Origin of the sequence: Micromonospora sp. NBRC 110038 (genome assembly GCF_020884815.1) — a bacterium.
Lineage (GTDB): Bacteria > Actinomycetota > Actinomycetes > Mycobacteriales > Micromonosporaceae > Micromonospora > Micromonospora haikouensis.
In genome coordinates this window covers 294,422-317,230 of record NZ_BBOL01000009.1, presented here as the reverse complement: position 1 = coordinate 317,230, position 22,809 = coordinate 294,422, and the positions used below count along the sequence as shown (strand labels likewise).

Genomic DNA, 22,809 nt, shown 5'->3' with positions numbered 1-22,809 from the left:
GGAGTACGCCGTGAAGTACATGCTGCTGATCTGGAACCGCCCCGGCTTCGTCGACGGCATGTCGGAGCAGGACCGGGCCGCCCTCTTCGGCGAGGTCGACGAGATCATGCGGGAGCTGACGGCCTCCGGCGAGCTGGTCGGCGGGCAGGCGCTGGCCGACCCGTCGCAGACCCGCACGGCTCGGCTGGCCGGCGACCGGGTCGAGGTCACCGACGGGCCGTTCATGGAGAGCAAGGAGCAGTTCGCCGGCTATCTCACCGTGGACTGCGAGTCGGTCGAGCGGGCCGCCGAGATCGCCGCCGGCTGGCCGGACGTGGTGCGGGGGTTCGGCGTGCTGGAGGTGCGGCCCATCATGGACGAGGCCGGGGCGGAGATGTGATCCCCGCCGGGCCGGGCCTCTCCGGCGGGACCGGCTCCGGCGAGCCGGCCGGTGCGGGTATCTCCCGTGCGGGTGCCTCCGGTGCGGATCCCTCCCGTGCGGGGTGCTTCGGTGCGGGGGGCTTCGCCGGCCGGGACGGTACGGGCGTCGGTGACCTGCTGCGCGGGCTCGCGCCGCAGGTCCTCGGCCTGCTCGTGCGCCGGCACGGCCAGTTCGACGCCTGCGAGGACGCCGTGCAGGAGGCGCTGCTGGCCGCCGCGACCCGGTGGCCCGCCGACGGGGTGCCCGACAACCCCCGGGCGTGGCTGCTCACCGTGGCGACCCGCCGGCTCACCGACGCCTGGCGCAGCGAGCGCGCCCGCCGGGACCGCGAGGTCGCGGTGGCCCTCCGGGAGCCGGCGTACGCCGCGGCGGCCCCGCCGCCCGACGAGCAGCCGCCGACCGGCGACGACACCCTGCTGCTGCTCCTGCTCTGCTGCCACCCGGCGCTGAACCGGTCGGCGCAGGTCGCGCTGACCCTGCGCGCGGTCGGCGGGCTGACCACCGCCCAGATCGCCCGCGCCCACCTGGTGCCCGAGGCGACGATGAGCCAGCGCATCCGCCGGGCCAAACAGCGGATCGAGGCGGCCGGGGCCCGGTTCGTCCTGCCCTCGCCCGCCGAACGCGACGAGCGGATGCGCGCCGTGCTCCAGGTGCTCTACCTCGTGTTCAACGAGGGCTACACCGCGTCCAGCGGGCCGGACCTCCAGCGCGCCGAGCTGACCGCCGAGGCGATCCGGCTGACCCGGGAGCTGCGCCGGCTGCTGCCCGACGACGGCGAGGTCGCCGGGCTGCTGGCGCTGATGCTGCTCACCGACGCGCACCGGGATGCGCGCACCGGCCCCGACGGCGAGCTGGTGCCGCTGGCCGAGCAGGACCGCAGCCGGTGGAACCGGGCCGCGATCACCGAGGGCACCGCCCTGGTGACCGAGGCGCTGACCTGGTCGCCGCCCGGGCCGTACCAGCTCCAGGCGGCCATCGCGGCGGTGCACGCCGAGGCCCCGACCGCCGCCGAGACGGACTGGCGGCAGATCGTGGCGCTCTACCGGCTGCTGGGCCGGCTCGCCCCGAACCCGATGGTCACCCTCAACGAGGCGGCGGCGGTGGCCATGGTGGACGGTCCGCGCGCCGGCCTGGCCCTGCTCGCCACGCTCGACGGCGACGGGCGCGTCGCCGGGCACCACCGGCTCGCCGCCGTGCGGGGTCACCTGCTGGAGCTGGCCGGGGACCCGGCCGCCGCCCGGGACGCGTACCGGGCGGCGGCCCGCGCCACCACCAGCCGCCCCGAACGCCGCTACCTGGAATCCCGCGCCACCCGCCTGCCCCACCCCCTCCCCACCCCCGCGCCCCCTCGCCCGCCTCGCCCGCCTCGCCCCCCTCGCCCCCCTCGCCCCGGTGATCAAGAGAAAAGCGTCAAAGTTGATCTCCACGATGACGCAAACCTCTTGATCACCGAGCCGGGGTGGGTGGGTCAGCGGGGTTCTAGCGGTGGGCAGTGGGTGTTGGGGGCGGGAGACTTCAGCTCGGCCAGGTAGCGGTCGATCGTGGCGCCCATGCAGGGGCTGGTGGTGTAGCTGCCGTGCCCCCACCCCTCGTACGCGAGCAGGACGCCGCGCAGCTGGCGGGCGACGGCGGCGGCCCGGTCGAACTCGCTCACCGGGTCGTGCCGGGTGGCCGCCACCAGCACCGGCACGTCGGTGCGACCCCGGGGCCGGTGCTGCGGGTTGCCGACGGGTGCGCCGAGGCACAGGGCGAGCGCCTGCACCACCAGCGGATACCGGACGTCGGGGGCGAGCGCGGCGAGTCGGCGCAGGTGCCGGGCGTACTCGGCGTAGTCGTCGACGGGCAGGCTCCAGTCCTGGCAGAAGATGGCGAGCGGGTTCGCTGCGGTCGCTGATGTTCCTGGGCCGGCGGTGGCGGCGGCAGCGGCGGACGCCGGAGTCGCCGACCAGGAGGCGATGCGGCCGGCGAGCACCGCCCAGTCGGGGCCGTAGAGGTCGCGCTGGGCGCGGGCGGTCAGCGCGAACGGAGTCAGCGTCGCACCGGGTCGGGTCGGGTCGGGCAGCTCGCCCCGCTCGGCCCGGTCGAGCAGCTCCGCCCAGCGGGCCCGGACGTCCTGGCCGTGCAGGGCACACTCGGCGGCGCGGTCGCACCAGGCCACGAACTCGTCGAACGAGTCCTGCGCGGCGGCGGCCTGGCTGGCCAGGAACGGCCGCATCGGCAGGCTGTGGTCGATCACGCTCTCCAGCACCATGGCCCGCACCCGGTGCGGATACTCGTCGGCGTACTGCGCGCCGAGCAGCGTGCCGTAGGAGCTGCCGTGGAAGGTCAGCCGCTCCTCGCCGAGGGCGGCCCGGACGGCGTCGAGGTCGCGTACCGCGCTGCGGGTGTCGAGGTGGTCGAAGACGGGTCCGGTGCGGGCCCGGCAGTCGGCGCGCAGGGCGGCGTTGTCGCGTACGGTGGCGTCGAACTGCGCCTGGTCGGTGATCACCTGCGGGACCCGGGCGAGCAGGTCCGCCGCGCAGACCACCGGGTTGCTGCGGCCGACGCCGCGCGGGTCGAAGCTGACGATGTCGAAGCGGCGGCGCTGCTCGGCGCTGAACCGCACGCTCTCCACCACCTTCTGCACACCGGAGTCCCCCGGGCCGCCGGGCCCGAAGAACAGCACGCCGACCCGGGCGGCGGGGTCGGTCGCGGGCCGGCGGGCCAGGGCAAGATCGAACCTCGGGCCGGCCGGGTCGGCCCAGTCCACCGGCAGCGACAGGGTGCCGCACTCGGCGGAGCCGTCGGCGGGGCAGGGCACCCACCGGATCGGCCCGAACGCCGTCGACCCTGACGTCGGCCGTACCGTCGGCTCTGCTGCCGGATCGGCGCGGGCCGTGCCGGGCGTGCCGGCGAGGGCCGTGCCGGCGACGGCCGCCGCCAGTGTCGCGCCGACGGCCCGCCGGAAGCCGGCGAGCGCTGGCCCGCCGGCTGCGGATTTGCGGGTACGCAGCATGAGATGCTGTCCTCTCCTCGAAGGAGCGTTGCGCTGAGAACTCGCCCACGGGCGAGGTGATGCTGCTTCACCTGGGTCGCCGAGTTGCCGCTCGGCGGCCCAGGGCCATCGCTGGTTGCCGCCGCTCAGTCGACGTCCCGCAGGACGCGCTCCAGCGCAGCCGTCCGGGTCGCCAGTTCGCCGAGCCGGGCGTCGATCGTGGCCAGGAGCCGCTCGTTGGTCTCCTGGGCCCGCGCCGACGCCTCGGCGAGCCGGCGGTAGTCGTCCTCGCGCCCGCCGGACAGCCTGGCCCGGCGGTTCTTGGACAGCTGCACGACCAGCACCGTGAAGACGGTGACGAGCAGGGTGAAGATGCCGGCCGCCCCGATCACCTCGGTCCAGTCGTGGCCGCTCATCCCGGTCATTCCCCCTCCTGTCCGGCCGCGTTCGGCGGGCTCAGCGTCTCGGCCGCCCGCCGGATGGCCTCGGGGGTGAGGGTGAACACGAACGGATTCACCTCGTAGAACTTCATTGCCCTCCCGTCCTCGGAAAGCTCCAGGCGCGCGGAGACCAGCCCGGCCGCCGCCAGCTTGCGCAGGTGGACCTGGAGCAGGGCCCGGCTGATGCCCAGCTCGCGTGCCAGCCGGCTGACGTAGGCGCGTTCCCTGGCCAGCGCGGCGACCACCCGGAGGCGGTGCGGGTTGGCCAGGGTCGCCAGCACCCGCAGGAGGTCGTCCCCGGTGGGCGGCTTGTCGCTCATAACCAACCCTTGCACATGCAAAGGAAAGTTAGCAGGGCTGGTCGCACGGTCACAAGTGGACGGCGGGAACCGGGGTGGATCTTGGAAGATCTCGGCCCCCAGAGGGGCCGTTCACTTCCCAGATCGCTTATGGCACGTCGCGGCGTCAGGCGTGGCAGTCCCGGGCCAGCTTCGGCGGGATGTCGACGAAGGTCTCCCCCAGCCACTTCGCCGGGCTGGCCGCCTTCGCGCCCCCGTCGAGCTGCTTCGCGACGTCCGTGATCAGCTTCTCGATCTCCGGGTCCTCGGCGCGCGCCGCCTGCCTGCGTACGTCGCCGGCCAGCCCCGCGATGGTCCGCTTGAGCCGGTCGTTGAGCTCGTCGGGGGTGGTCTCCTTGTCCCGGGTGACGGCGGCCGAGTCGGCGGCGAGCTTCTTGCTGCCGGCGAGGATCAGCCGGTCGACCTCTCCGCACACCTCGGCGGTGTTGGCGGCGGTCACGGCGGGCGTGGACGCGGACGGCGTCGAGCTGGCGGCGAACGGCTCGACGGAACCGGTCGGCCCGGTCGAGGCGTCGGCGGCGGGCGCGGTGGTGGCGGGCGCGGCTGCCGGGTCGTCGGTGGTGTCGTCGGACTGGCAGCCGGCGGCGAGTGCGAGCACGGCCACCAGGGCGGCGGCGCGGAGCGCGGTCACGGCAGGACGAGACATGTTCTCCCCGTTCGGTGGTGGACCGTCCCAGCATGCCGGCCGCCGTCGACCCCGGCACGTCGGCCCGCCGAGGTCACAGACGCAAGCGGGCACGAACGCGCGCGCCGGGCCGGCAACAGGGGCCGGCCCGGCGCGCGCGACGGGACGTACGACTCAGCTCTTGAATGCGTCCTTGATCTTCTCGCCGGCCTGCTTGAGGCTGGCCTTGGCCTGGTCGTTGCGGCCCTCGGCCTCCAGGCGCTCGTCGTCGGTGGCCCGGCCGGCGCCTTCCTTCAGCTTGCCGGCGGCGTCCTCGGACGCGTTGGCGATCTTGTCATCGAAACCCATCATGAACCTCCAACGTCCTGGTCACTGGGGTGGTGCGACACCCATCCAGTACCCCGACGCGGCCCGCCAAACCCTCAACTGACGCGGGCCGGCTGGAAGCGGCGCAGGCGGAGGCTGTTGGCGACGACGAAGACCGAGGAGAAGGCCATCGCCGCGCCCGCGATCATCGGGTTGAGCAGGCCGGCGGCGGCCAGCGGGAGGGCGGCCACGTTGTAGGCGAACGCCCAGAACAGGTTGCCCTTGATGATCGCCAACGTGCGGCGGGACAGCCGGATCGCGTCCACGGCGGCCGTCAGGTCGCCCCGGACGAGGGTCAGGTCGCTGGCCTCGATCGCCGCGTCGGTGCCGGTGCCCATGGCCAGGCCCAGGTCGGCCTGGGCGAGGGCGGCGGCGTCGTTGATCCCGTCGCCGATCATCGCCACGGTGCGGCCGTCGGCCTGGAGCTGCTTCACCACGTCGACCTTGTCGGCGGGCAGCACCTCGGCGGTCACCTCGTCGATGCCGACCTCGGCGGCCACCGCCCGCGCCACCGTGGCGTTGTCGCCGGTGAGCAGGATCGGCGTGAGGCCGAGGGCGCGCAGCCCGGCGACGGCCGCCGCGCTTGTCGGTTTCACCACGTCGGCCACCGCGAGGACCCCCCGGGCCCGGCCGTCCCAGCCGGCCAGCACCGCCGTCCGGCCGGCGGCCTCCGCGTCGGTCACCGCCCGCTCGACCTCATCCGGTACGTCGAGTCCGCGCTCCCGCAGCAGCCGGGGCCGCCCGACGGTCAGCTCGCGGCCGTCGACCGTGCCGGTGACGCCCAGCCCCTCCACGTTGGCGAAGCCGGTGACCGGGGCGAGCGGCCCCGCGTCGGCGGCACCGGCGGCCACGGCGCGGGCGATGGGGTGCTCGCTCGCGGCCTCCAGCGCCCCGGCGAGCCGGAGCACCTCTCCGGCGTCCTCGCCGTCGGCGGGCAGCGCGGCGACCAGGGTCATCCGGCCGGTGGTGACGGTGCCGGTCTTGTCCAGCACCACCGTGTCGACCTGCCGGGTGGATTCCAGCATCTCCGGGCCCTTGATCAGGATGCCGAGCTGCGCGCCGCGCCCGGTGCCGACCAGCAGGGCGGTCGGGGTGGCCAGGCCGAGGGCGCACGGGCAGGCGATGATCAGCACCGCCACGGCGGCGGTGAACGCGGCCGTCGGGCCCGCCCCCGCGCCGAGCCACCAGCCGAGGGTGCCGGCGGCGAGCGCGATCACGATCGGCACGAACACCCCGGAGATCCGGTCGGCCAGCCGCTGCACGGCCGCCTTGCCGGTCTGGGCCTGCTCGACGAGCCGCGCCATCTGGGCGAGCTGGGTGTCGCCGCCGACCCGGGTGGCGGTGACCACCAGCCGGCCCCCGGCGTTCACGGTCGCGCCGACGACGGTGTCGCCGGGGCCGACCTCGACCGGCACGGACTCGCCGGTGAGCATGCTGGCATCGACGGCCGAGGTGCCCTCGTCGACCACCCCGTCGGTGGCGATCTTCTCGCCGGGGCGGACCACGAACCGGTCCCCCACGGCGAGCCGGTCCACCGGGACCCGGGTCTCCACGCCGTCGCGCAGCACGGCGACGTCCCGCGCGCCCAGCTCCAGCAGGGCGCGCAGCGCGGCACCGGCGGTCCGCTTGGAGCGCGCCTCGAAGTAGCGGCCGGCGAGGATGAACACGGTCACCCCGGCCGCCGTCTCCAGGTAGATGTTGCCGGCCCCGTCGGTGCGGGTGATGTCGAACCGGAACGGGTGGGTCATCCCCGGCATGCCGGCGTCGCCGAGGAACAGCGCCCACAGCGACCAGGCGAACGCGGCCAGGGTGCCCAGCGACACGAGGGTGTCCATGGTGGCCGCGCCGTGCCGCAGGTTGATCAGGGCGGCCCGGTGGATCGGCAGGCCGCCGTAGACCACGACCGGGGCGGCCAGGGTCAGCGACAGCCACTGCCAGTAGTCGAACTGCCAGGCCGGGACCATGGCGAGGACGACCACCGGCACGGCCAGGGCCACGGACACCCACAGCCGGGTACGCAGCCCGCGCAGCTCGTCCACCGGCTCGGCGGCGGCCGTGGGCGACTCGGGCGAGGGCGAGGGCGACGGTGGGGGCGGCAGGGCGGCCGTGTAGCCGGTCTTGGTGACGGTGGCGATCAGGTCGTCGGGGGTGACGTCGTCGGCGTACGAGACGGTGGCCTTCTCGGTGGCGTAGTTGACCGTGGCGGTCACGCCGTCCATCCGGTTGAGCTTCTTCTCGATCCTCGCGGCGCAGGACGCGCAGGTCATGCCGCCGATCGCCAGCTCGATGCGGTTCGGTGCGACCGGTAGCGGTCGCGTGGGCGAGCTCATCGCTGCCTCCCGTCAGTCGTGCCCGTGCCCGGGGGCGCCGTGGTCGGCGTCGGCGGTCGGGGTGCTGGTGGCGGCCGGTGTGCCGGTCGTCGTAGGTGTGCCGGTCGTCGTCGGTGCACCCGACGCGCCGGGACCGGCTCCGGCGGGGGTGCCGGCGACGACGGTGAACTCGGCGGTGCGCACCGTGTCGCCGTGCCGGAAGTCGAGGTAGAGCCGGTAGGTCCCGGCCGACGGGAACTCGGCGGAGAACGTGACCGCCGGCCCGGCCAGGGTCGCCCCGTCGCCTGGCGCGCCCTCCGGGTGCACGTGCAGGTACGCCAGGTCGCCCTGCCGCAGGGCCACCAGGTGCCCGTACGCGCCGAGGTAGGGCTGGAGGTCGGTGACCGGCGTGCCGTCCCGGCTGACGGTCAGGGTGAGCCGGCTGGCCCGGCCGGGCTGGGCCGTGCCGGCCAGGGTGACGGTGTAGCCGTCGACGGTCGTGGCGGCGGCGGGCGGTGGCAGCGGCCGGGCGTCGAGCGCGCCGGGGACGGTGACGTCGACGCCGAGGGTCAACGCCGGCCCGCCGGCCGGGGTGAAGTCGGCGAACGCCCGCCAGACGCCGGGGCCGGCGAGCGGGGACGCCACCCGCCAGGTGCCGTCCGGCCCCGCCTCGGGGTGGACGTGCCGGAAGCCGGAGAGGTCCCGCCGGGCGACGATCAGGTGCATCCGCTTGTCGTGCGCGACCTCGTAGCGGGTGACCGGCCGCCCGTCGGGGCCGGTGATCCGGAAGGCGAACTCGCCGGCCGGTGCGGCCAGCGGGGCGAGGGTGTAGCCCCGGTCGGAGACGAGCAGCCCGCCGGGCAGGTGGGCGGCCGGCGCGTCCCCGGCGTCGGCGTGGGTGGTGCCGTGGGCGGGGTCGTCGGCGTCGTGGCGGGTGTCGGCGGCCGGGGCGACGGGGCCGACCACCTGGCCGACCCCGTACGCCGCGCCGAACACCGCCGCCAGGCCGAGGGCGAAGCCGCTCAGCTTCGTCGCCGTGTTCATCGTGTGCCTCGGTTTCTCCGCAGGGGCGGCGTCACGCGTCGACGAGGGTGTATCCGGCCTCGTCGACGGCGGCGCGCACGGTTTCGGTGTCCAGCGGGTTGTCGCTGGTGACGGTGACCCGGCCGCCCTCCAGGTCCACCTTGACGTTGGTGACGCCGTCGATCGCGCCGACCTCGGTGACGACCGAGCCGGCGCAGTGCCCGCAGCTCATCCCCCGCACCTCGTACGTCGTGCTGACCATCGCTCTCTCCTTCCGCTGCACCTCACGTTACCCCCGGGGGGTAAACGCGAGGCGGACCACCGTCTCAGGAACGCCAGGAATACCGGGTGGGGGTATCCGACGCAGGGAACCGTACCATACCCCCGAGGGGTATGCTAATCTCGGTCGCATGACCGGACCCATGCCCGCCCCGACCCGGGGGTACACCGCCAGCAAGGACCAGTTGCTCGCGCGGCTCCGCCGCGTGGAGGGTCAGGTCCGCGGCATCGAGAAGATGGTCGACGAGGACCGCTACTGCATCGACGTGCTCACCCAGATCTCCGCGATCCAGGCGGCCCTGGACAAGGTCGCCCTCGGCCTGCTCGACGGGCACGCTCGGCACTGCCTGCACGAGGGCGCCGTCGAGGGCCGGGCCGACGAGATGGCCACCGAGATGATGGCCGCCGTCGGCCGCCTCATGAAACGCGGCTGACGCCCGCCCGGCCCACTGACGCCGCCCGCGCAGCGCGACTCGCGCCTGTCGGCTCGCGACTCGCCCCGCGCCGCTCGCGACTCGCCCCGCGCGCCGACAGGCGCTTGATCGACTTCATGTCGGCGACATGGGGGCATCCCGAGCTGCGGACACCCCCACCTCGCCGGCATGACGCGTGGCGCGGCCCCGCCGTCCGATCCGGCCGTCAGAGCCGGCCGACGATCTTCCTCATCTGGTCGATCTCACCCTGCTGGCTGGTGGCGATCTGCTGGGCCAGCGCCTTGGCCTCGGGGTTCGCCCCCGCGGCCAACTCCTCCCTCGCCATGGTGATCGCGCCCTCGTGGTGGGCGATCATCATGGTCAGGAACTGCCGGTCGAAGCCGACGCCGCGCGCGCCGGCCAGCTTCGTCATGTCCGCCTCGGACATCATCCCCGGCATCTCGTGGTCCATCTCCGGCATGCCGTGCCCGTGCCCCGGGGCAGGCGACGGGACCGGCCGGCCCCACCCCGTCAGCCAGCCGGTCATGGTGGCGATCTCCGGTGCCTGGGCGGCCTTGATCGCGGCGGCGAGCCGCTTGACCTCCGGGTCCGCGGCGCGGGTCTCGGCCAGCTCGGCCATCTCCACGGCCTGCCGGTGGTGCGGGATCATCATCTGGGCGAACATCACGTCGGCGTCGCCGAACGCGGCCGGCCCGCGCGTCGGAGTCCCGGCGGCGCTGGCACCGGCAGCGGTGGTGCCGGCGGCCGGCTGGGCGTGGCTGGGCGAGCCGTGGTCGGCGGAGCCGCAGGCGGCCAGGCCGAGGACAGCGGTCAGGGCCACGCCGGCAAGGGCGGCGCGGCGCGCGGTCGTACGAGTGGTCATGGCGAATCCTTCGGTCTCGGTCACGTACGAGGGCAGGACGGAGACACGGGTCACCGGCAGAGCCGGGCACCGCGCCGGGGCGTCCTACGTACGCGACACCGAGACCTCGGCCAGCCGAAGGCCGAGCGGGCGGGATGGCGGGGCGCGCGGCCCGGCGGACACGCCACCGGCCTGCCAGCCGGGCGGGCCGGGTGCCCGGGCACGGGTCAGCAGGAGCACGGCGACGAGCAGGGCCACCCCGAGCGCGCCGAGCACCGCCAGGCAGACGCTCCAACCGGACGGCCCGTCGGCGCGACCACCGTCCGGCAGCAGCCGGGCGGGCGCACACCCACCAGCCGGACAGCCGGCGCGGCCACCCAGGGTGACGGCGGCGTCCATGCCGCCGACGGGGACGGCCATTCCACCGGCGAACGCCCAGAGCGCATCCGCGCCGCCGGCGAGCGCCACAGGGACAGCCGCGCCGCCGGCAAGCACCACGGGGACAGCGGGCGCCACGGAGCCGCCCATGCCGCCGACGAGTGCCACGGGACCGCCCGTGCCGCCGACGAGTGCCACGGGACCGCCCGTGCCGTCGGCGAGCGCCACGGGGACAGCCGCGCCGTCGGCGAGCGTCGCTGGGGCCGGGTGGCCGTCGCGCGGTGTTGCCCCGTCGTGGCCGGCGTGGGTGCCGCCGGAGTGTGCGCCGTGGCCGAGGGTGTGCATGGCGGCGAGGCCGATCAGGGTGCAGAGCAGCAGCGCGAGGCGACCCCACCGCCCGCCCGTCACCGCCGTCGTCCCCACACCACCACGCTAGAGCCTCGCCCGGGGTCGACTCACCTCGCCTCGCGGATGCGGGCGCGGAATGTGACCCGGCACCGCGAGCCGGGCCGCGGCCCCGACCGCGATCAGCCGGGGGTGAGGCGGACCCGGCGGAGCAGTTGGGCGTTCAGCGCCACCACGATCGTGGACGCCGACATCAGGATCGCCCCGACCGCCGGGCTCAGCGCCACCCCCGCCCAGGCCAGCACCCCGGCGGCCAGCGGCAGGGCCACCACGTTGTAGCCGGCCGCCCAGGCCAGGTTCTGCACCATCTTGCGGTAGGACGCCCGGGAGAGCCGGGCCACCGCCGCCACCCCGCGCGGGTCGGACGAGGCGAGCACCACCCCGGCGGACTCGATCGCCACGTCCGTGCCGGCCCCGATGGCGATGCCCACGTCGGCGCGGGCCAGCGCCGGGGCGTCGTTGACCCCGTCGCCGACCATCGCCACCGTCAGCCCACGTCGTTGCAGCTCGGTGACCTTCCCGTCCTTGTCGGCCGGCAGCACCTCCGCGAAGACCTCGTCCACACCGGCACGGAAGCCGAGGTCGGCGGCGACCGCGTCCGCCACCGCCCGGGCGTCCCCGGTGATCATCGCGATGGTCCGGATGCCCTGGGCACGCAGCTCGGCGATCGCCTCGCGGGCCTCGGGGCGAACTTCGTCGGCGAGGGCGAGCGCGCCGAGCACCGTGCCGGGAAGGCGGACCAGGTGCAGCACGGCGGCCCCTCGCCCCGCCCAGTCGGCGGCGGCCTGCTCCAGCTCGGTGGGGAGGCCCACGCCCAGCTCGCGCAGCAGGGCCGGCCCGCCCACGGCGTACTCCGTGCCGTCGATCGTGGCCCGCACCCCACGGCCCGGCAGGGCGCGGAAGCCGGTGGCCGGTGCGGGGCCGCCGCGCTGTTCGGCGGCGGCGACGATCGCGCGGGCCAGCGGGTGCTCGCTGTCCGCCTCGACGCCGGCGGCCAGCCGCAGCAGCTCGTCCTCGCCGGTGCCCGCGACGGCCGCGACGCCGGTCACGGCGTGCTCGCCCCGGGTGAGGGTGCCGGTCTTGTCGAACAGCACCGCGTCGACGGTGCGCATCCGCTCCAGCGCGAGACGGTTCTTCACCAGGATGCCGGAGCGCGCCGCCACCGCCGTGGACAGCGCGATGACCAGCGGGATCGCGAGCCCCAGCGCGTGCGGGCAGGCGATGACCAGCACCGTGACGGTCCGCACGACGGCCTCGTCGGTGTCGCCGAGGAGGGACCAGACCACGACCGTCACCACGGCGGTGGCGGTGGCGACGTAGAACAGCCAGGCCGCGAAGCGGTCCGCGAGCACCTGGGCCCGGCCGCTGGAGCGCTGGGCCTCGGCGACCATGCGCTGGATGCCGGCGAGGGTGGTCTCCTCGCCGGTGGCCTGCACCTCGACCCGGAGCGCGGAGTCCGTGGCCACCGTGCCCGCCACCACCCGGTCGCCGACCGACCGGGCGACCGGGCGGGACTCGCCCGTGATCATGGATTCGTCCAGCTCGGCGGCTCCGTCGACGACCCGGCCGTCGGCCGGCACCCGACCGCCGGGCCGGACCAGCAGCACGTCGCCGACGTGCAGCGCGGCCACGGGGACCCGCTCGGTGCCGCCGTCGGGCCCGACCCGCTCCGCGTCGTCGGGCAGCAGCGCGGCCAGCGCCGCGAGGGCGCCCCGGGCCTGGCCGATCGCCTTCATCTCCTGCCAGTGCCCGAGCAGCATGATGGTGACCAGCGCCGCCAGCTCCCACCAGAAGTCCAGGTCGAACGCGCCGGCGCTGGTGGCCAGCGACGCGGCGTACGCCACGCTGATCGCCATCGCGATGAGCAGCATCATCCCGGGTGCCCGGTCGCGCAGCTCCCGGACCGCGCCGACCAGGAACGGCCACCCGCCCCACCAGAAGACGGCCGAGCCGAGCACCGGGCCGACCAGGGCCCGGCCGGGAAACTCCAGCGAGTAGCCGAACCAGTCCATCACCATGTGGCTGGTGACGACGATCGGCAGGGTCAGCGCGAGGCAGACCCAGAACCGGCGGCGGAACATCTCCGGGTCGTGCCCGGCGTGCTTGTCGTGCCCGCCGTGTCCGGCGTGCTCGTCGTGGGCCATGTCTCCAACATGCCCTGCCGGCCGTCGAATCGGCAGGATGTCGGCCAGATGGCGGTATCAGGGCGGCCGGAACACCGCCATGTCGCCGACATGGTGTCGGCCGACCTGCGTTCGCAGGTGAGGGTGGCTACGATTCCGGGCGATGGGACGTGGGATCCCGCTCCGGGCGGTCCGCAGGGCGGAGACCGGGCCGCCGGTGGGGCGGGGCTTCGGGCGACCCGCGGGACGGGCAGGTCCTCCGGCGGCCGGCCCGGTGCGGTCGTCCGGGCAGCCGGCCCGGATCGATCGCCCGCGACGCTGAACCGTCCGGGCCGCCGAGCCGTATCCCGCGCTGACACCGTTTGGAGATCGTCGATGGGCGCCGACCACAACCGACCCGCTCCGCCCACCCCACCGGGGGTGCGGCGGGTCCTCGTCGCGACCGTGGTGCCCCTCTTCGTGCTCACCGTGATCGCGGCGGTCGTCCTGTGGCCCCGCGACGGCGGTCCCGAGGTCGACGGCGGTTCGCCGGTGCCCCGCTATCACGGCACGGTGACCCGGGTGGTCACCGAGGAGTGCCCGCCGCAGCCGGAGACGCCGGAGGGCGGCGGGCCGGGCGTCGCGGACGGCCCGTGCGGCACGGTGACCGTCCGGGTGGAGCAGGGGCCCGACGCCGGGCAGCAGGTCGAGACGCCGATCCCGACCGGCCCCGGCGCGCCCACCGTAGCCGTCGACGACCGGATCGTGCTGGTGAAGCTGACCGACCCGGCCGACCCGGCGGCGAGCACCTACAACATCGCCGAGCACCAGCGCGGCGCCCCGCTGATCTGGCTGGCGGTGGTGTTCGCGCTGGCGATCGTCGCGTTCGGCCGCTGGCGGGGGGTGGCCGCCCTGGCCGGGCTCGCCGCCACCTTCGCCATCCTGCTGACCTTCGTGCTGCCCGGCATCGGCGCGGGCGGGTCGCCGCTGCCGATCGCCGTCGTCGGCTCCGCGTTGATCATGTTCGTGGTGCTGTACCTCACCCACGGGGTCACCGCGCAGACGTCGGTGGCCGTCCTCGGCACCCTGGGCAGCCTGGTGCTCACCGGCCTGCTGGGCACCCTGGCCACGGCGGCCACCCACCTCACCGGGTACGGCAGCGAGGACGCCACCACCCTGTCGATGTTCCGGGGCGACGTGGACCTGCACGGCCTGCTGCTGGCCGGCATCATCATCGGTTCGCTCGGGGTGCTCGACGACGTCACCGTGACCCAGGCGGCCACGGTCACCGAGCTGGCGCACGCCAACCCGGGGCTGTCCCGGTTGCAGCTCTACCGGGCGGCCACCCGCGTCGGCCGGGCGCACATCGCCTCCACGGTCAACACGATCGTGCTGGCGTACGCGGGCGCGTCGCTGCCGCTGCTGCTCCTGCTCACCGCCGACTCCCGCCCCGTGACCGAGATCCTGACCAGCGAGTTCCTCGCCCAGGAGATCGTCCGCAGCGCGGTCGCCACGCTGGGCCTGATCGCCGCCGTGCCGCTCACCACCGGGCTGGCCGCCGTGGTCACCGCAGCGGGGCGCACGGCGGCGGGACACACGGCTGAGGGGCACACCGCCGCGTCCCGGCCCGGCCCAACGGACGGCGGGGACGTGCCGGCGGCGCGTACCCCCGGGGGCGGGCGGCGGACCGCGGACCGCAATCTCGCGCTGGAGGCGCTCGGCGGCGGCCGGGCGGCCGAGGGGTTCCCCGACGACCACGCCCCCACCCACCCCCCGGCCGGACGGCCGCACCGAGAAGGAGGCACGGACACCGCATGGTGACACTTCACAGCGTGACCGGTGGCGGCATCCGCCCTGAGAAGCGCATCACTGATTACCGATGGCGATTACGAAATGACGCTTTTAGTCGGCATCCGGACGTAGCTCCCCGCATGGGCTCTCGGGTAACCTCGCTGCCGGTCACCGCCGAAGGCGCGAAGCGGCGCCTGCGGTGCCGCCGCCCAATCGCCGCAAGGCGAGCCGGGGAACCAGGTGCCCGGGGTGAATCCGCGCGAGCGGTAGGGGCCGCTTCCGCCCCGAACCCGTCAGCTAACCCGGTCGGCGGTCGATGGAAGGGAACATTGTGACGGCACCCCTGCACCGCTGGTTGACACCCGTGGTGGCCGTGCTCGCTGCCCTGGCGGTCGTCGCCGGGCCGGCCGCCCCGGCGCTCGCCCTGCCCGCCGCCGCCCCCCAACCCTCGGGGCACGAGGAGGACGACGAGCCCCAGCTCATCACCGACGTCATCGAGGCGACGAACCGGGACTACGCCCAGGCGAAGTCGAAGCTCGAGAAGTCCAAGAAGCGCCAGGCCCAGCTCGCCGACGAGGTGCGCAAGGCCCAGGAGGAGCTGGACGCGCTCGCGCCGCAGGTCGGCGAGATGGCCGCGCAGTCGTACCGGACCGGCCGGGTCGGCGCGATGGCGATGCTGCTGGAGAGCAACACACCGGACTCGTTCGTCAAGCGCGCCTCGGCCCTCGACGAGCTGAACATGGTCAACGCCAACAAGCTGGCCGAGGTCAGCGCGGCGAAGAACCGCGCCGAGCAGGCCAAGCTCGCGCTCGACGCCGAGGTGCGCGAGCAGCAGAAGCAGGCGTCGGTCATGGCGAAGAAGAAGTTCGACGCCGAGAAGGCACTCGCCCTGGTCGGCGGCAAGGGCTTCACCGGCGGCCTGGTCAACGCCACCTCCCCGGTCGCGAGGATCGGGCCGGGCCGGACGTCGGACGGCGACTGGCGGCCCGAGTCGTGCAGCGAGAACGACCCCACCACCTCCGGCTGCATCACGCCCCGCACCCTGCACGCCTACAAGGAGACCAAGCGGGCCGGCTTCAACCGGTTCGTGGGCTGCTACCGGCCGGGCGGGCCGTGGGAACACCCCAAGGGCCGGGCCTGCGACTGGTCGCTCCAGAACAGCGGGTTCTCCCCCTGGCACAACAACGACACCCGGATGTACGGCAACAACCTCGCCGCGTTCCTCATCCGCAACGCCGACCGGCTCGGCATCTACTACGTCATCTGGAACCGGCAGATCTGGTTCCCGGCGACCGGCTGGAAGTCCTACAGCGGGCCGTCCAACCACACGGACCACGTGCACATGTCGCTGCTCTGACGCGGCGCGCCGCGCACGACGAGAGGGGCCGTCCCGCTGTGGGGGCGGCCCCTCTCGTCGTGTCTCGGGCGGCGGTGCGCGTCAGGGCCGGGGTGAGCGCCGGGCGGCGGGGGTGCGTCAGGCGGCGGCGCGGGCCGGGGTGGCGTCCGCCGCCATGGCGGCCGGCACGGCGGCCACCGTCCGCACCCCGCCGGCACTGAGCCGGTACGACATCCCGACGACCGCGCAGCGGCCCGCGTCGACCTCGGCGGCCAGCACGGGCGACCGGTCGAGCATCGCCTCGACCGTGCACGCGATGTGGATGTCGACGATCTCGTCGATGCCCTCGACGCCCCGCTCGGCGGCCCGGTGCAGGCTGGGCACCACGGCGTCCACCACGGCCCGCAGGTTGCCGGCGGGCTCGCTGCCGGTGCCGGCCGCCGCCTTGGCCGCCTGCACCGCCCCGCAGGAGTCGTGGCCGAGCACCACCACCAGGGGGGTGCCCAGCACGGTCACGGCGTACTCGACGCTGCCCAGCACCTCGGGGCCGACGGTGTGCCCGGCGGTGCGGACCACGAAGAGGTCCCCCAGGCCACGGTCGAAGATGATCTCGGCGGCGAGGCGGGAGTCGGAGCAGCCGACGATCACCGCGAACGGGTGCTGCCCGTCGGCGACGGCCGCCCGGTGGTCGGCGTCCTGGTTGGGGTGGCGCGGCGTTCCGCTGACGAAGCGGTGGTTGCCGGCGTGCAGCTCGGCGAGGGCCCGGGCCGGGGTGCAGGCAGCGCCCGGCTCGCCCGGTCGCCCGACGGACGAGAGGGGGTCTAGCTGCCCGGAGCCCGCCTTAGCCATCGACATGCTGGAATGCTCCATGCCCCATCACCTCGTCATTCACGCGCACGACCAGTTCCCCCACGGTCACACGCAGCGAAAGGCACGTCAAGCGTTACGTGATACACATTTCCTGCTTTGGGAAGGGGTTGCGCAGGCCCGCGCTCCGGCCCGCGTCGGCCCAGGGGCGTGGGCGTCGTCGCCGAGCCCTAACATGTCCGACATGGCGACGACAGCAGGCGGGAACGGGAACACCCGGAACTGGACGTTCCTCACCAACCACGGCCACGTCCTGCTCGCCATCGCCCGCAACCCGACCGCCCGGCTGCGCGACGTCGCGGACGAGGTGGGCGTGACCGAGCGCGCGGCGCAGGCGATCGTGGCCGACCTGGAGGCCGGCGGCTACCTGCGGCGGACCCGGGTCGGCCGGCGCAACGAATACACGGTCAACCCCAGCGGCCACTTCCGCCACCCGGCCGAGGCGGACCGCCAGGTCGGCGACCTCCTCGCCCTCTTCACCACCGACCAGCCCGAACGGGACGTCCCGGACCAGACCGGACGGAGCGCCCCGGGTGGGCACGCCCCGGACCGGGCCGAAGGGGACGCCGGGTGACCGGGCGGGCCGGGCTGCGGCGGGCCGCGCTGCCCGCGCTGGCGGCCCTGCTCGCCACCGCCGTCGTGCCGCCCGCCCCGGCGTCGGCCGCCCCCAGCTGCGGGCCGACCGGCAGCACCGCGCCCACCGCGGCGCCCTGGGCGCTGACCCGGCTCGACCCGGGCGCGGCCTGGCGGGTCACCCGGGGCGAGGGCGTCACCGTGGCGGTCGTCGACTCCGGCGTGTCGGCCATCCACCCGCTGCTGCGGGGCCAGGTGCGACCCGGCCGGGACTTCAACGCGCTGCCCCCCAACGAGGGTCAGTGCGACGCGGCCGGGCACGGCACGATCGTCGCCGGCATCATCGCCGGCCGGGAGGGCACCGGCTCGCCGTTCACCGGCGTCGCGCCGGCCGCCCGGATCCTGCCCGTACGCGTGCTGCCGGACACCCGGCGCACCAACGACGAGGGCCTGCCGGCGCAGATCGGCCTCGCCATCCGCTGGGCCGTCGACCAGGGCGCCGACGTGATCAACCTGTCCCTGGTCACCCTGCCCCGGCCCGAGCTGGCCGCCGCCGTCGAGTACGCCCTCGCCAAGGGCGTCGTCGTGGTGGCCGCCGCCGGCAACCGCCAGGAGCAGCAGCAGGACCTGCCGGCGTACCCGGCGGCGTATCCCGGGGTCATCGCCGTGGCCGGCGTCGACGCGCAGGGCGGCCACGTGGGCAGCTCGGTCAGCGGCGACTACGTGGACATCGCCGCCCCGGGGCTGGACATCGTCGGCCCCGCGCCCCGGGGACAGGGGTACCTCGCCGAGCCGCAGGGCGGCACGAGCTTCGCCGCCGCGTACGTCTCGGGGGTGGCCGCGCTGGTCCGCGCCGCGCATCCCGACCTCACGCCGGACGGGGTGGCCTACCGGCTCACCCGCACGGCGGACAACCCCCCGGACGGGCACAACGCCGAGGTCGGCTACGGGGTGGTGAACCCGTACCGGGCGGTGACGAGCGTGCTCGGCACGCGCAGCGACCCGCCGCCCGGGGCGTTGGCCGCGCCCGCCCCGCCGCGGGACCCGCTGGGCTGGCAGCGGGCCGTGGCGGTCTGGGTGGCGGCGGCCGGCGCGGTGCTGGCCGGCGTGCTGCTGGCCGCCAGGCCGATCCTGGCCCGGGGACGGCGCCGGGGCTGGCGGCCGGGCCGCCGCCCCACCCCGGCCGGGGGATGACCTCGGCCGGACCGCCGCCCCACCTCCGCCCGGGGATGACCACGGTCGGGCCCGCCCCGGGCCGGTGACGGCGACCGGCCAGCCTCACAGTCAGCGCAGGATGCCGGGGGTGGTGTCGCCGCCCGCGCCCCAGACGTCCTCGTCCTCCTCCAGCCAGGTGTTGCGCACCTGCTCCTCCTCGGCGTAGCCGGCCCCGCCGCCCGCGCCGGCCACGCCGCCCCGGCCCGCCGTCGCGCCACCCGGCCGACCGGCACCGGCAGCCCGGCCGCCCGCGCCCCGGGCACCGGCGGCACCGCCGCCCATGCCGGGGGCCATCATGCCGCCCATGCCCGGCTTGCCCGCGCCGAGCCGGCCGCCCGCGCCCCTGCCGGCGCCCCGGCCCGCGCCGGCGGCACCGCCGCCGAGCATCGGCGGCAGCCCGGGGCTGACCGTCTTGCCGAGCGCGCCGCCGCCGGGGATGCCGCCGCCCGCGCCGCCACCGGACAGGCCCGCGCCGCTGCCGCCGCCCAGCCCGCCCGGGCCGAGGCCGGTGGTGGTCGGCGCGCCGGCACCGGCCAGGCCGGTCCCGTAGCCGTCGTCCAGCCCGCCCGGATCCACGGACCCGGTGTCGGGGAGGTCGGTGACCGGGGTGAGGTCCGGGTGGGTCGTCGACCCGAAGTCGGGCTTACCGTCGCCGACGTCCGGCAGCTTGCCGAGGCCCGTCGGGGACGCGCCGCCGACGCCGCCGGTGGAGGGCATGCCGCCCACCGAGGGGACCCCGCCGGCACCCCCGCCGCCCGGGCCGCCGCCGAGGTTCGGCACCTCCGTCGGGCCGGTCCCCAGGTTGTTGGAGGTCACCGTGCCCGGCGCCTCCATGGTGCGGTCCTTGAAGTTGCCGTTGACCTCGTCGTAGACCTTGCGGGCGTCGCCCTCCTGGTCGGAGAACCAGCCGGTCACCCAGTCGCCCACCTTGCCGAGCTGCTCGGCCGGCCAGCTGCCCATGACCTCCGCCTTGACCCGGGTCTCGAAGAGCCCGACCCCGAGGGTGATCTCGCCGTTGCGGGCGGCCAGGACGTCACCGACACAGGCCGCCGGGATCGGCATCTTGTTCTGGGCGTCCTCCAGCTGGCGGGCGGCCGTCTCCAGGGTGGTCACGATGCTGACCTTGCCCCGCCCCGGGTTGTCGATGTCGTCGACGATCGACTTGGCGTTCTTGGCGAGCCCCTCGATGTGCGTCTTGAACGACTCGTACGCCGGGCCCTTCCAGACCGCGCCCAGGTCCTTGACGTTCTTCTCCAGGCTCTCCCGGACCTGATCGACGTTCTTGATCAGCTCCTGCCAGCCCAGCGCGGCGCTCTGCACGTCGGCCGGGCGGCCCTCGACGAGGACCTCCCGGGCCATGTCCTCCCAGCTCTTGTCCCCCATGCTCCGCTCCCGTCGATCTAGCTGCCGCCGCGGGCGGCGTCGGTGAAGGCCTGCTGCATCTCCTGCGCGGTCATCTCGTTGGCCCCCTCGGCGGTCTCGTAGTTGCGCTTGACCGTGCGCAGCGCCTCGGCCGCCGAGTAGAGGTTCTCCGAGAGGGTGCGCAGCCCGCCCTCCGTGCCGGTGTAGACCTGCTGGTGCCGCTGGGCGAGCTGGAGGGCGTACGGGAAGCCGCCGAGCGGCCCCTTGCCGGCGACGGCCTGGCCGCCGCCGAGCTTCTCGGAGATGTCGGCCATGTCGTAGGAGAGCCGGTGGAGGTAGCTGGCGTGCGTCTCCAGCCAGGTGATGGCCGAGTCGAGGTTGCCGGCGTCCCACTCCGTCTGGACGCCCTTCTCGCCCTTGCCGGCGACCAACCCGCTCGGCGTCTCGGCCTGGTCCACGCCGGTCCGGTCGAAGCTGATCCCCCGGATGTCGCCCATCCCCGGGTACAGCGGGTTGATCGGCAACGGCACGGGCAGGTCGACCTCCACCCGGTCCGGGTCGTTCCGTTCGTCGCTCATGGTGCCCTCCCCTGGCCCCGTATCTCAGGTGTCGGTGTCAGCGCGGCTGCGGGCCCGGCGGCCCCGCCGGGTCGTGCGGGTACCCGCCGGCCGGGCCCGGCGGCGGCCCGTGCGGGTGCGGGCCGGGCGGCGGGGCGTACCCGTGCGGGCCCGGCGGGTTGTGCGGATACGCGCCCGGCGGGCTCTGCGGCTGTGGGCCCGGCGGGCCGGACGGGACCCGGCGGCGGGCCGCCCGGCGGTTGACCACGACCAGCACCACGATCACCGCGCCGGCCAGGAGCACCGCCAGCAGGCAGAGCGCGAGCTGGATCGGGGCGTTGTCCGCCAGGCCGACGGAGACCGCCGGCCGACCGTCGTCGGAGTCGTCGGCCGGGGAGTCGGCGTCGGGGTCGCCCGGCTTCGGGGAAGCGCCGGTCAGCAGCGGATTGCCGTCCACCTCGGGCACGGTGGCGGTCAGCGCGGCCAGCACGTCGACGCCGCCGAAGCCGTACTCCGGGTCGCGGCCGGGTGCGCCCCGGTCGCGCGCGGTGCGGATCAGCCGGTTGACCACGTTCGCGGTGTCGAGCCGGGGATAGCGGGACCGCACCAACGCGGCGACCCCGGAGACGATCGCCGCCGCGTCGCTGGTCCCGTCGCCCACGCCGTACCCGTTCGGCGACACCGGCGGCGGCACCGAGCTGATGATCCGCTCACCGGGCGCGGCGAGCACCAGCTCCGGGCCGGTGACCGACCCGCTCCACCGCGAGCCGTTCTTCGCGGTGCCCCCGACCGCGAGCACGCCGGGCACGTTGGCCGGAGTCGGCACGGCCTGGTTGGTGCTGCGGTTGCCGGCGGCGGCCACCAGCACCGCGCCCTTGCCGAGCGCGTACCGGACGGCCTCGGTGACCTGCGGATCGTCGCCGGGGGTGCCGACGGACAGGTTGATCACGTCGGCTCCGGCGTCGGCCGCCCAGCGGATGCCACCCGCGATGTCGTATTCGCGGGGCTGGCCCAGCGCGACCGGCAGGATCCTCGCCTCCGGGGCGATGCCGAGCAGGCGCATGGGCCCGCCGCCCCGGCCGGCGATGATGCCGGCCATCGCGGTGCCGTGGCCATGCTCGCGATCCGGGTCGGCGTGGCCGTCGGCCCGTACCGCGCTGGACAGCGAGGTGCCCTTCAGGACCTGACCGCGCAGGTCGGGGTGGGCGGCGTAGACCCCACCGTCGATCACCGCGACCGTGACGCCCCTGCCCCGGGACAGCTTGTGCGCCTCGGGAATGCGCAACGAGTCGAGGTGCCACTGGAGGCCGCGCACCGTGTCGGCGGCGCGCGCCGGGGCGGGCGCGGTGAGCAGGCCGCCACCGGCGAGGGTGACCAGCGCCAGCGTGGCGGCGGCGGACCGCAGCAGCGGTCGGCGGTGTCCCCCCGTGTGCATCGTTCTCCCCGGCTCTCGTCGGCCCTCACGCAGAACGGCTCCGGTCCGGCTCGACCGGACCGGAGCCGTTCCCGCGTCAGCTCAGCTGTTCCACACCTTGGAGTTGCTCATCTCCGTGGTGACGTAGTTCTCGCGGGCGATGCCGACCGCGCCGCCGATGTCGTTCAGGATCTTGTTGATGTCCCGGACGGCGGCGTCCCACTGCGCCTGGTGCTGCTCGTAGGCGGTGCGGTCCTCGCCCTCCCAGTGCAGCTTGCTCAGCATGGACCGCAGCGTGTCGAGCTTCTCGTCGATGGTCCGCGAGATGGCGGTCATCTGCTGGTTGCTGCTCTCGAGAACCGCGTAGTCGACCTTGATGCTCATGATTTCCTCCCCTACGCCTGGCTGCCGGTCACGGGTTCAGCGCAGCGTGGAACTTGTCCAGCATCTGCTGCTGCTCCTCGTCGTTGACCTGGTGGGTCGTGCCGGACTTGTCGAGCAGGTCGGCGATGTTGTCCATCGCGGTCAGCAGCTTGGCCGTGTCCTCGTTCCAGCGCAGCATGAGCTGCTGGAAGCCCGAGGACGCCTGCCCCTTCCAGGCCATCGCCAGGTCGTCGACCACGTTCCACAGCTTTTTGAGCTCACCGTCGACATCGCCGCGCGTGGACCGCACGTCATTCGCCGCGGTATGCAGAGTCGATGCGTCGACCTCGAACGCCATGCTTCACACCCTTCCGT

23 protein-coding genes, 1 pseudogene and 1 riboswitch are annotated in these 22,809 nt (G+C 75.0%); of the genes and pseudogenes, 7 read left to right on the top strand and 17 right to left on the bottom strand.

What is annotated here, in order from left to right:
- Positions 1 to 19: 19 nt before the first annotated feature.
- Positions 20 to 379, top strand: a complete 360-nt coding sequence (locus LPU61_RS27005) for a YciI family protein (protein ID WP_229406629.1) — start codon at positions 20 to 22, stop codon at positions 377 to 379.
- A gap of 155 nt (positions 380 to 534) precedes the next feature.
- A pseudogene (locus LPU61_RS27000) lies at positions 535 to 1,740 on the top strand (RNA polymerase sigma factor); the annotation flags it as partial.
- A 149-nt stretch (positions 1,741 to 1,889) separates the two neighbouring features.
- On the opposite strand, the gene LPU61_RS26995 reads toward LPU61_RS27000, so the two are convergent.
- From LPU61_RS26995 to LPU61_RS26960, 8 genes are all read right to left on the bottom strand, one after another.
- Complete coding sequence (locus LPU61_RS26995) at positions 1,890 to 3,416, bottom strand: alpha/beta fold hydrolase (RefSeq protein WP_229406545.1); 1,527 nt, start codon at positions 3,414 to 3,416, stop codon at positions 1,890 to 1,892.
- A 125-nt stretch (positions 3,417 to 3,541) separates the two neighbouring features.
- Positions 3,542 to 3,820 carry a hypothetical protein gene (locus tag LPU61_RS26990; RefSeq protein WP_052503604.1) on the bottom strand — a complete coding sequence of 93 codons (279 nt, stop codon included), beginning with the start codon at positions 3,818 to 3,820 and terminating at the stop codon, positions 3,542 to 3,544.
- Entirely contained in the window at positions 3,817 to 4,155 is a 339-nt protein-coding gene (locus LPU61_RS26985; RefSeq protein WP_229406544.1) for an ArsR family transcriptional regulator, read from the bottom strand. Before LPU61_RS26985 ends, LPU61_RS26990 begins: the two co-directional genes overlap by 4 nt.
- 145 nt (positions 4,156 to 4,300) lie before the next feature.
- Positions 4,301 to 4,825, bottom strand: coding sequence for a hypothetical protein (locus tag LPU61_RS26980; protein ID WP_229406543.1), 525 nt, complete (start codon positions 4,823 to 4,825; stop codon positions 4,301 to 4,303).
- Positions 4,826 to 4,993: 168 nt separating this feature from the next.
- Complete coding sequence (locus LPU61_RS26975; RefSeq protein ID WP_043961622.1) at positions 4,994 to 5,167, bottom strand: CsbD family protein; 174 nt, start codon at positions 5,165 to 5,167, stop codon at positions 4,994 to 4,996.
- A gap of 74 nt (positions 5,168 to 5,241) precedes the next feature.
- A complete protein-coding gene (locus LPU61_RS26970; protein ID WP_229406542.1) occupies positions 5,242 to 7,515 on the bottom strand; it encodes a cation-translocating P-type ATPase in 2,274 nt (757 codons plus the stop codon).
- A gap of 12 nt (positions 7,516 to 7,527) precedes the next feature.
- Entirely contained in the window at positions 7,528 to 8,538 is a 1,011-nt protein-coding gene (locus LPU61_RS26965; RefSeq protein ID WP_229406541.1) for a hypothetical protein, read from the bottom strand.
- Positions 8,539 to 8,569: 31 nt separating this feature from the next.
- The gene (locus tag LPU61_RS26960) at positions 8,570 to 8,779 is read right to left on the bottom strand and encodes a heavy-metal-associated domain-containing protein (RefSeq protein ID WP_043961619.1); all 210 of its coding nucleotides are present in this window, start codon (positions 8,777 to 8,779) and stop codon (positions 8,570 to 8,572) included.
- A 148-nt stretch (positions 8,780 to 8,927) separates the two neighbouring features.
- On the opposite strand from LPU61_RS26960, the gene LPU61_RS26955 reads away from it, so the two are divergent.
- The gene (locus LPU61_RS26955) at positions 8,928 to 9,230 is read left to right on the top strand and encodes a metal-sensitive transcriptional regulator (RefSeq protein ID WP_043961618.1); all 303 of its coding nucleotides are present in this window, start codon (positions 8,928 to 8,930) and stop codon (positions 9,228 to 9,230) included.
- Positions 9,231 to 9,435: 205 nt separating this feature from the next.
- Here LPU61_RS26955 and LPU61_RS26950 read toward each other — a convergent pair whose 3' ends face one another.
- The 3 genes from LPU61_RS26950 to LPU61_RS26940 form a co-directional block, all read right to left on the bottom strand.
- Positions 9,436 to 10,092 (bottom strand): DUF305 domain-containing protein, encoded by a 657-nt coding sequence (locus LPU61_RS26950; RefSeq protein ID WP_229406540.1) that lies wholly within the window; start codon positions 10,090 to 10,092, stop codon positions 9,436 to 9,438.
- A gap of 84 nt (positions 10,093 to 10,176) precedes the next feature.
- On the bottom strand, positions 10,177 to 10,872 hold the full coding sequence (locus tag LPU61_RS26945; protein WP_229406539.1) for a hypothetical protein: 696 nt from the start codon (positions 10,870 to 10,872) through the stop codon (positions 10,177 to 10,179).
- 104 nt (positions 10,873 to 10,976) lie between these two features.
- Positions 10,977 to 12,998 (bottom strand): heavy metal translocating P-type ATPase, encoded by a 2,022-nt coding sequence (locus LPU61_RS26940; RefSeq protein ID WP_043961615.1) that lies wholly within the window; start codon positions 12,996 to 12,998, stop codon positions 10,977 to 10,979.
- 354 nt (positions 12,999 to 13,352) lie between these two features.
- On the opposite strand from LPU61_RS26940, the gene LPU61_RS26935 reads away from it, so the two are divergent.
- Both LPU61_RS26935 and LPU61_RS26930 read left to right on the top strand, forming a co-directional pair.
- Entirely contained in the window at positions 13,353 to 14,777 is a 1,425-nt protein-coding gene (locus LPU61_RS26935) for a YibE/F family protein (RefSeq protein WP_229406538.1), read from the top strand.
- 166 nt (positions 14,778 to 14,943) lie between these two features.
- Positions 14,944 to 15,074, top strand: a riboswitch (cyclic di-AMP (ydaO/yuaA leader).
- 4 nt (positions 15,075 to 15,078) lie between these two features.
- Positions 15,079 to 16,104 carry a hypothetical protein gene (locus tag LPU61_RS26930; protein WP_043961613.1) on the top strand — a complete coding sequence of 342 codons (1,026 nt, stop codon included), beginning with the start codon at positions 15,079 to 15,081 and terminating at the stop codon, positions 16,102 to 16,104.
- A 117-nt stretch (positions 16,105 to 16,221) separates the two neighbouring features.
- Here the strand turns inward: LPU61_RS26930 and LPU61_RS26925 are convergent, their stop codons facing one another.
- Positions 16,222 to 16,932, bottom strand: a complete 711-nt coding sequence (locus LPU61_RS26925) for a carbonic anhydrase (protein WP_374199722.1) — start codon at positions 16,930 to 16,932, stop codon at positions 16,222 to 16,224.
- A gap of 193 nt (positions 16,933 to 17,125) precedes the next feature.
- On the opposite strand from LPU61_RS26925, the gene LPU61_RS26920 reads away from it, so the two are divergent.
- Both LPU61_RS26920 and mycP (LPU61_RS26915) read left to right on the top strand, forming a co-directional pair.
- Positions 17,126 to 17,524, top strand: a complete 399-nt coding sequence (locus LPU61_RS26920) for a helix-turn-helix transcriptional regulator (RefSeq protein WP_374199717.1) — start codon at positions 17,126 to 17,128, stop codon at positions 17,522 to 17,524.
- Entirely contained in the window at positions 17,521 to 18,717 is a 1,197-nt protein-coding gene (gene mycP, locus LPU61_RS26915; RefSeq protein ID WP_229406536.1) for a type VII secretion-associated serine protease mycosin, read from the top strand. The genes LPU61_RS26920 and mycP (LPU61_RS26915) overlap by 4 nt, the downstream gene beginning before the upstream one ends.
- A gap of 90 nt (positions 18,718 to 18,807) precedes the next feature.
- On the opposite strand, the gene LPU61_RS26910 is transcribed toward mycP (LPU61_RS26915), so the two are convergent.
- The 5 genes from LPU61_RS26910 to LPU61_RS26890 all read right to left on the bottom strand — a co-directional run bounded on the left by LPU61_RS26910 (position 18,808) and on the right by LPU61_RS26890 (position 22,792).
- Positions 18,808 to 20,121: a WXG100 family type VII secretion target gene (locus LPU61_RS26910; protein WP_229406535.1), complete on the bottom strand. Its 1,314-nt coding sequence runs from the start codon at positions 20,119 to 20,121 to the stop codon at positions 18,808 to 18,810.
- Between the two features lie 17 nt (positions 20,122 to 20,138).
- Positions 20,139 to 20,678 (bottom strand): hypothetical protein, encoded by a 540-nt coding sequence (locus LPU61_RS26905; protein WP_043961612.1) that lies wholly within the window; start codon positions 20,676 to 20,678, stop codon positions 20,139 to 20,141.
- Positions 20,679 to 20,715: 37 nt separating this feature from the next.
- Entirely contained in the window at positions 20,716 to 22,092 is a 1,377-nt protein-coding gene (gene mycP / locus LPU61_RS26900; RefSeq protein WP_229406534.1) for a type VII secretion-associated serine protease mycosin, read from the bottom strand.
- 81 nt (positions 22,093 to 22,173) lie between these two features.
- Positions 22,174 to 22,455: a WXG100 family type VII secretion target gene (locus tag LPU61_RS26895; RefSeq protein WP_043961611.1), complete on the bottom strand. Its 282-nt coding sequence runs from the start codon at positions 22,453 to 22,455 to the stop codon at positions 22,174 to 22,176.
- 28 nt (positions 22,456 to 22,483) lie between these two features.
- Complete coding sequence (locus LPU61_RS26890; RefSeq protein WP_043961610.1) at positions 22,484 to 22,792, bottom strand: WXG100 family type VII secretion target; 309 nt, start codon at positions 22,790 to 22,792, stop codon at positions 22,484 to 22,486.
- Between the last annotated feature and the right edge of the window lie 17 nt (positions 22,793 to 22,809).

What these genes read in the sequence shown, in the direction of transcription:
- LPU61_RS26955 (WP_043961618.1), top strand. Translation starts at nt 8,928, where the DNA reads ATGACCGGACCCATGCCCGCCCCGACCCGGGGGTACACCGCCAGCAAG.
- LPU61_RS26950 (WP_229406540.1), bottom strand. Translation starts at nt 10,092, where the DNA reads ATGACCACTCGTACGACCGCGCGCCGCGCCGCCCTTGCCGGCGTGGCC.
- LPU61_RS26995 (WP_229406545.1), bottom strand. Translation starts at nt 3,416, where the DNA reads ATGCTGCGTACCCGCAAATCCGCAGCCGGCGGGCCAGCGCTCGCCGGC.
- LPU61_RS26975 (WP_043961622.1), bottom strand. Translation starts at nt 5,167, where the DNA reads ATGGGTTTCGATGACAAGATCGCCAACGCGTCCGAGGACGCCGCCGGC.
- LPU61_RS26985 (WP_229406544.1), bottom strand. Translation starts at nt 4,155, where the DNA reads ATGAGCGACAAGCCGCCCACCGGGGACGACCTCCTGCGGGTGCTGGCG.
- LPU61_RS26965 (WP_229406541.1), bottom strand. Translation starts at nt 8,538, where the DNA reads ATGAACACGGCGACGAAGCTGAGCGGCTTCGCCCTCGGCCTGGCGGCG.
- LPU61_RS26920 (WP_374199717.1), top strand. Translation starts at nt 17,126, where the DNA reads ATGTCCGACATGGCGACGACAGCAGGCGGGAACGGGAACACCCGGAAC.
- LPU61_RS26940 (WP_043961615.1), bottom strand. Translation starts at nt 12,998, where the DNA reads ATGGCCCACGACGAGCACGCCGGACACGGCGGGCACGACAAGCACGCC.
- LPU61_RS26935 (WP_229406538.1), top strand. Translation starts at nt 13,353, where the DNA reads ATGGGCGCCGACCACAACCGACCCGCTCCGCCCACCCCACCGGGGGTG.
- LPU61_RS27005 (WP_229406629.1), top strand. Translation starts at nt 20, where the DNA reads ATGCTGCTGATCTGGAACCGCCCCGGCTTCGTCGACGGCATGTCGGAG.
- LPU61_RS26910 (WP_229406535.1), bottom strand. Translation starts at nt 20,121, where the DNA reads ATGGGGGACAAGAGCTGGGAGGACATGGCCCGGGAGGTCCTCGTCGAG.
- LPU61_RS26895 (WP_043961611.1), bottom strand. Translation starts at nt 22,455, where the DNA reads ATGAGCATCAAGGTCGACTACGCGGTTCTCGAGAGCAGCAACCAGCAG.
- LPU61_RS26970 (WP_229406542.1), bottom strand. Translation starts at nt 7,515, where the DNA reads ATGAGCTCGCCCACGCGACCGCTACCGGTCGCACCGAACCGCATCGAG.
- LPU61_RS26925 (WP_374199722.1), bottom strand. Translation starts at nt 16,932, where the DNA reads ATGGCTAAGGCGGGCTCCGGGCAGCTAGACCCCCTCTCGTCCGTCGGG.
- LPU61_RS26960 (WP_043961619.1), bottom strand. Translation starts at nt 8,779, where the DNA reads ATGGTCAGCACGACGTACGAGGTGCGGGGGATGAGCTGCGGGCACTGC.
- mycP (WP_229406534.1), bottom strand. Translation starts at nt 22,092, where the DNA reads ATGCACACGGGGGGACACCGCCGACCGCTGCTGCGGTCCGCCGCCGCC.
- LPU61_RS26890 (WP_043961610.1), bottom strand. Translation starts at nt 22,792, where the DNA reads ATGGCGTTCGAGGTCGACGCATCGACTCTGCATACCGCGGCGAATGAC.
- LPU61_RS26990 (WP_052503604.1), bottom strand. Translation starts at nt 3,820, where the DNA reads ATGACCGGGATGAGCGGCCACGACTGGACCGAGGTGATCGGGGCGGCC.
- LPU61_RS26905 (WP_043961612.1), bottom strand. Translation starts at nt 20,678, where the DNA reads ATGAGCGACGAACGGAACGACCCGGACCGGGTGGAGGTCGACCTGCCC.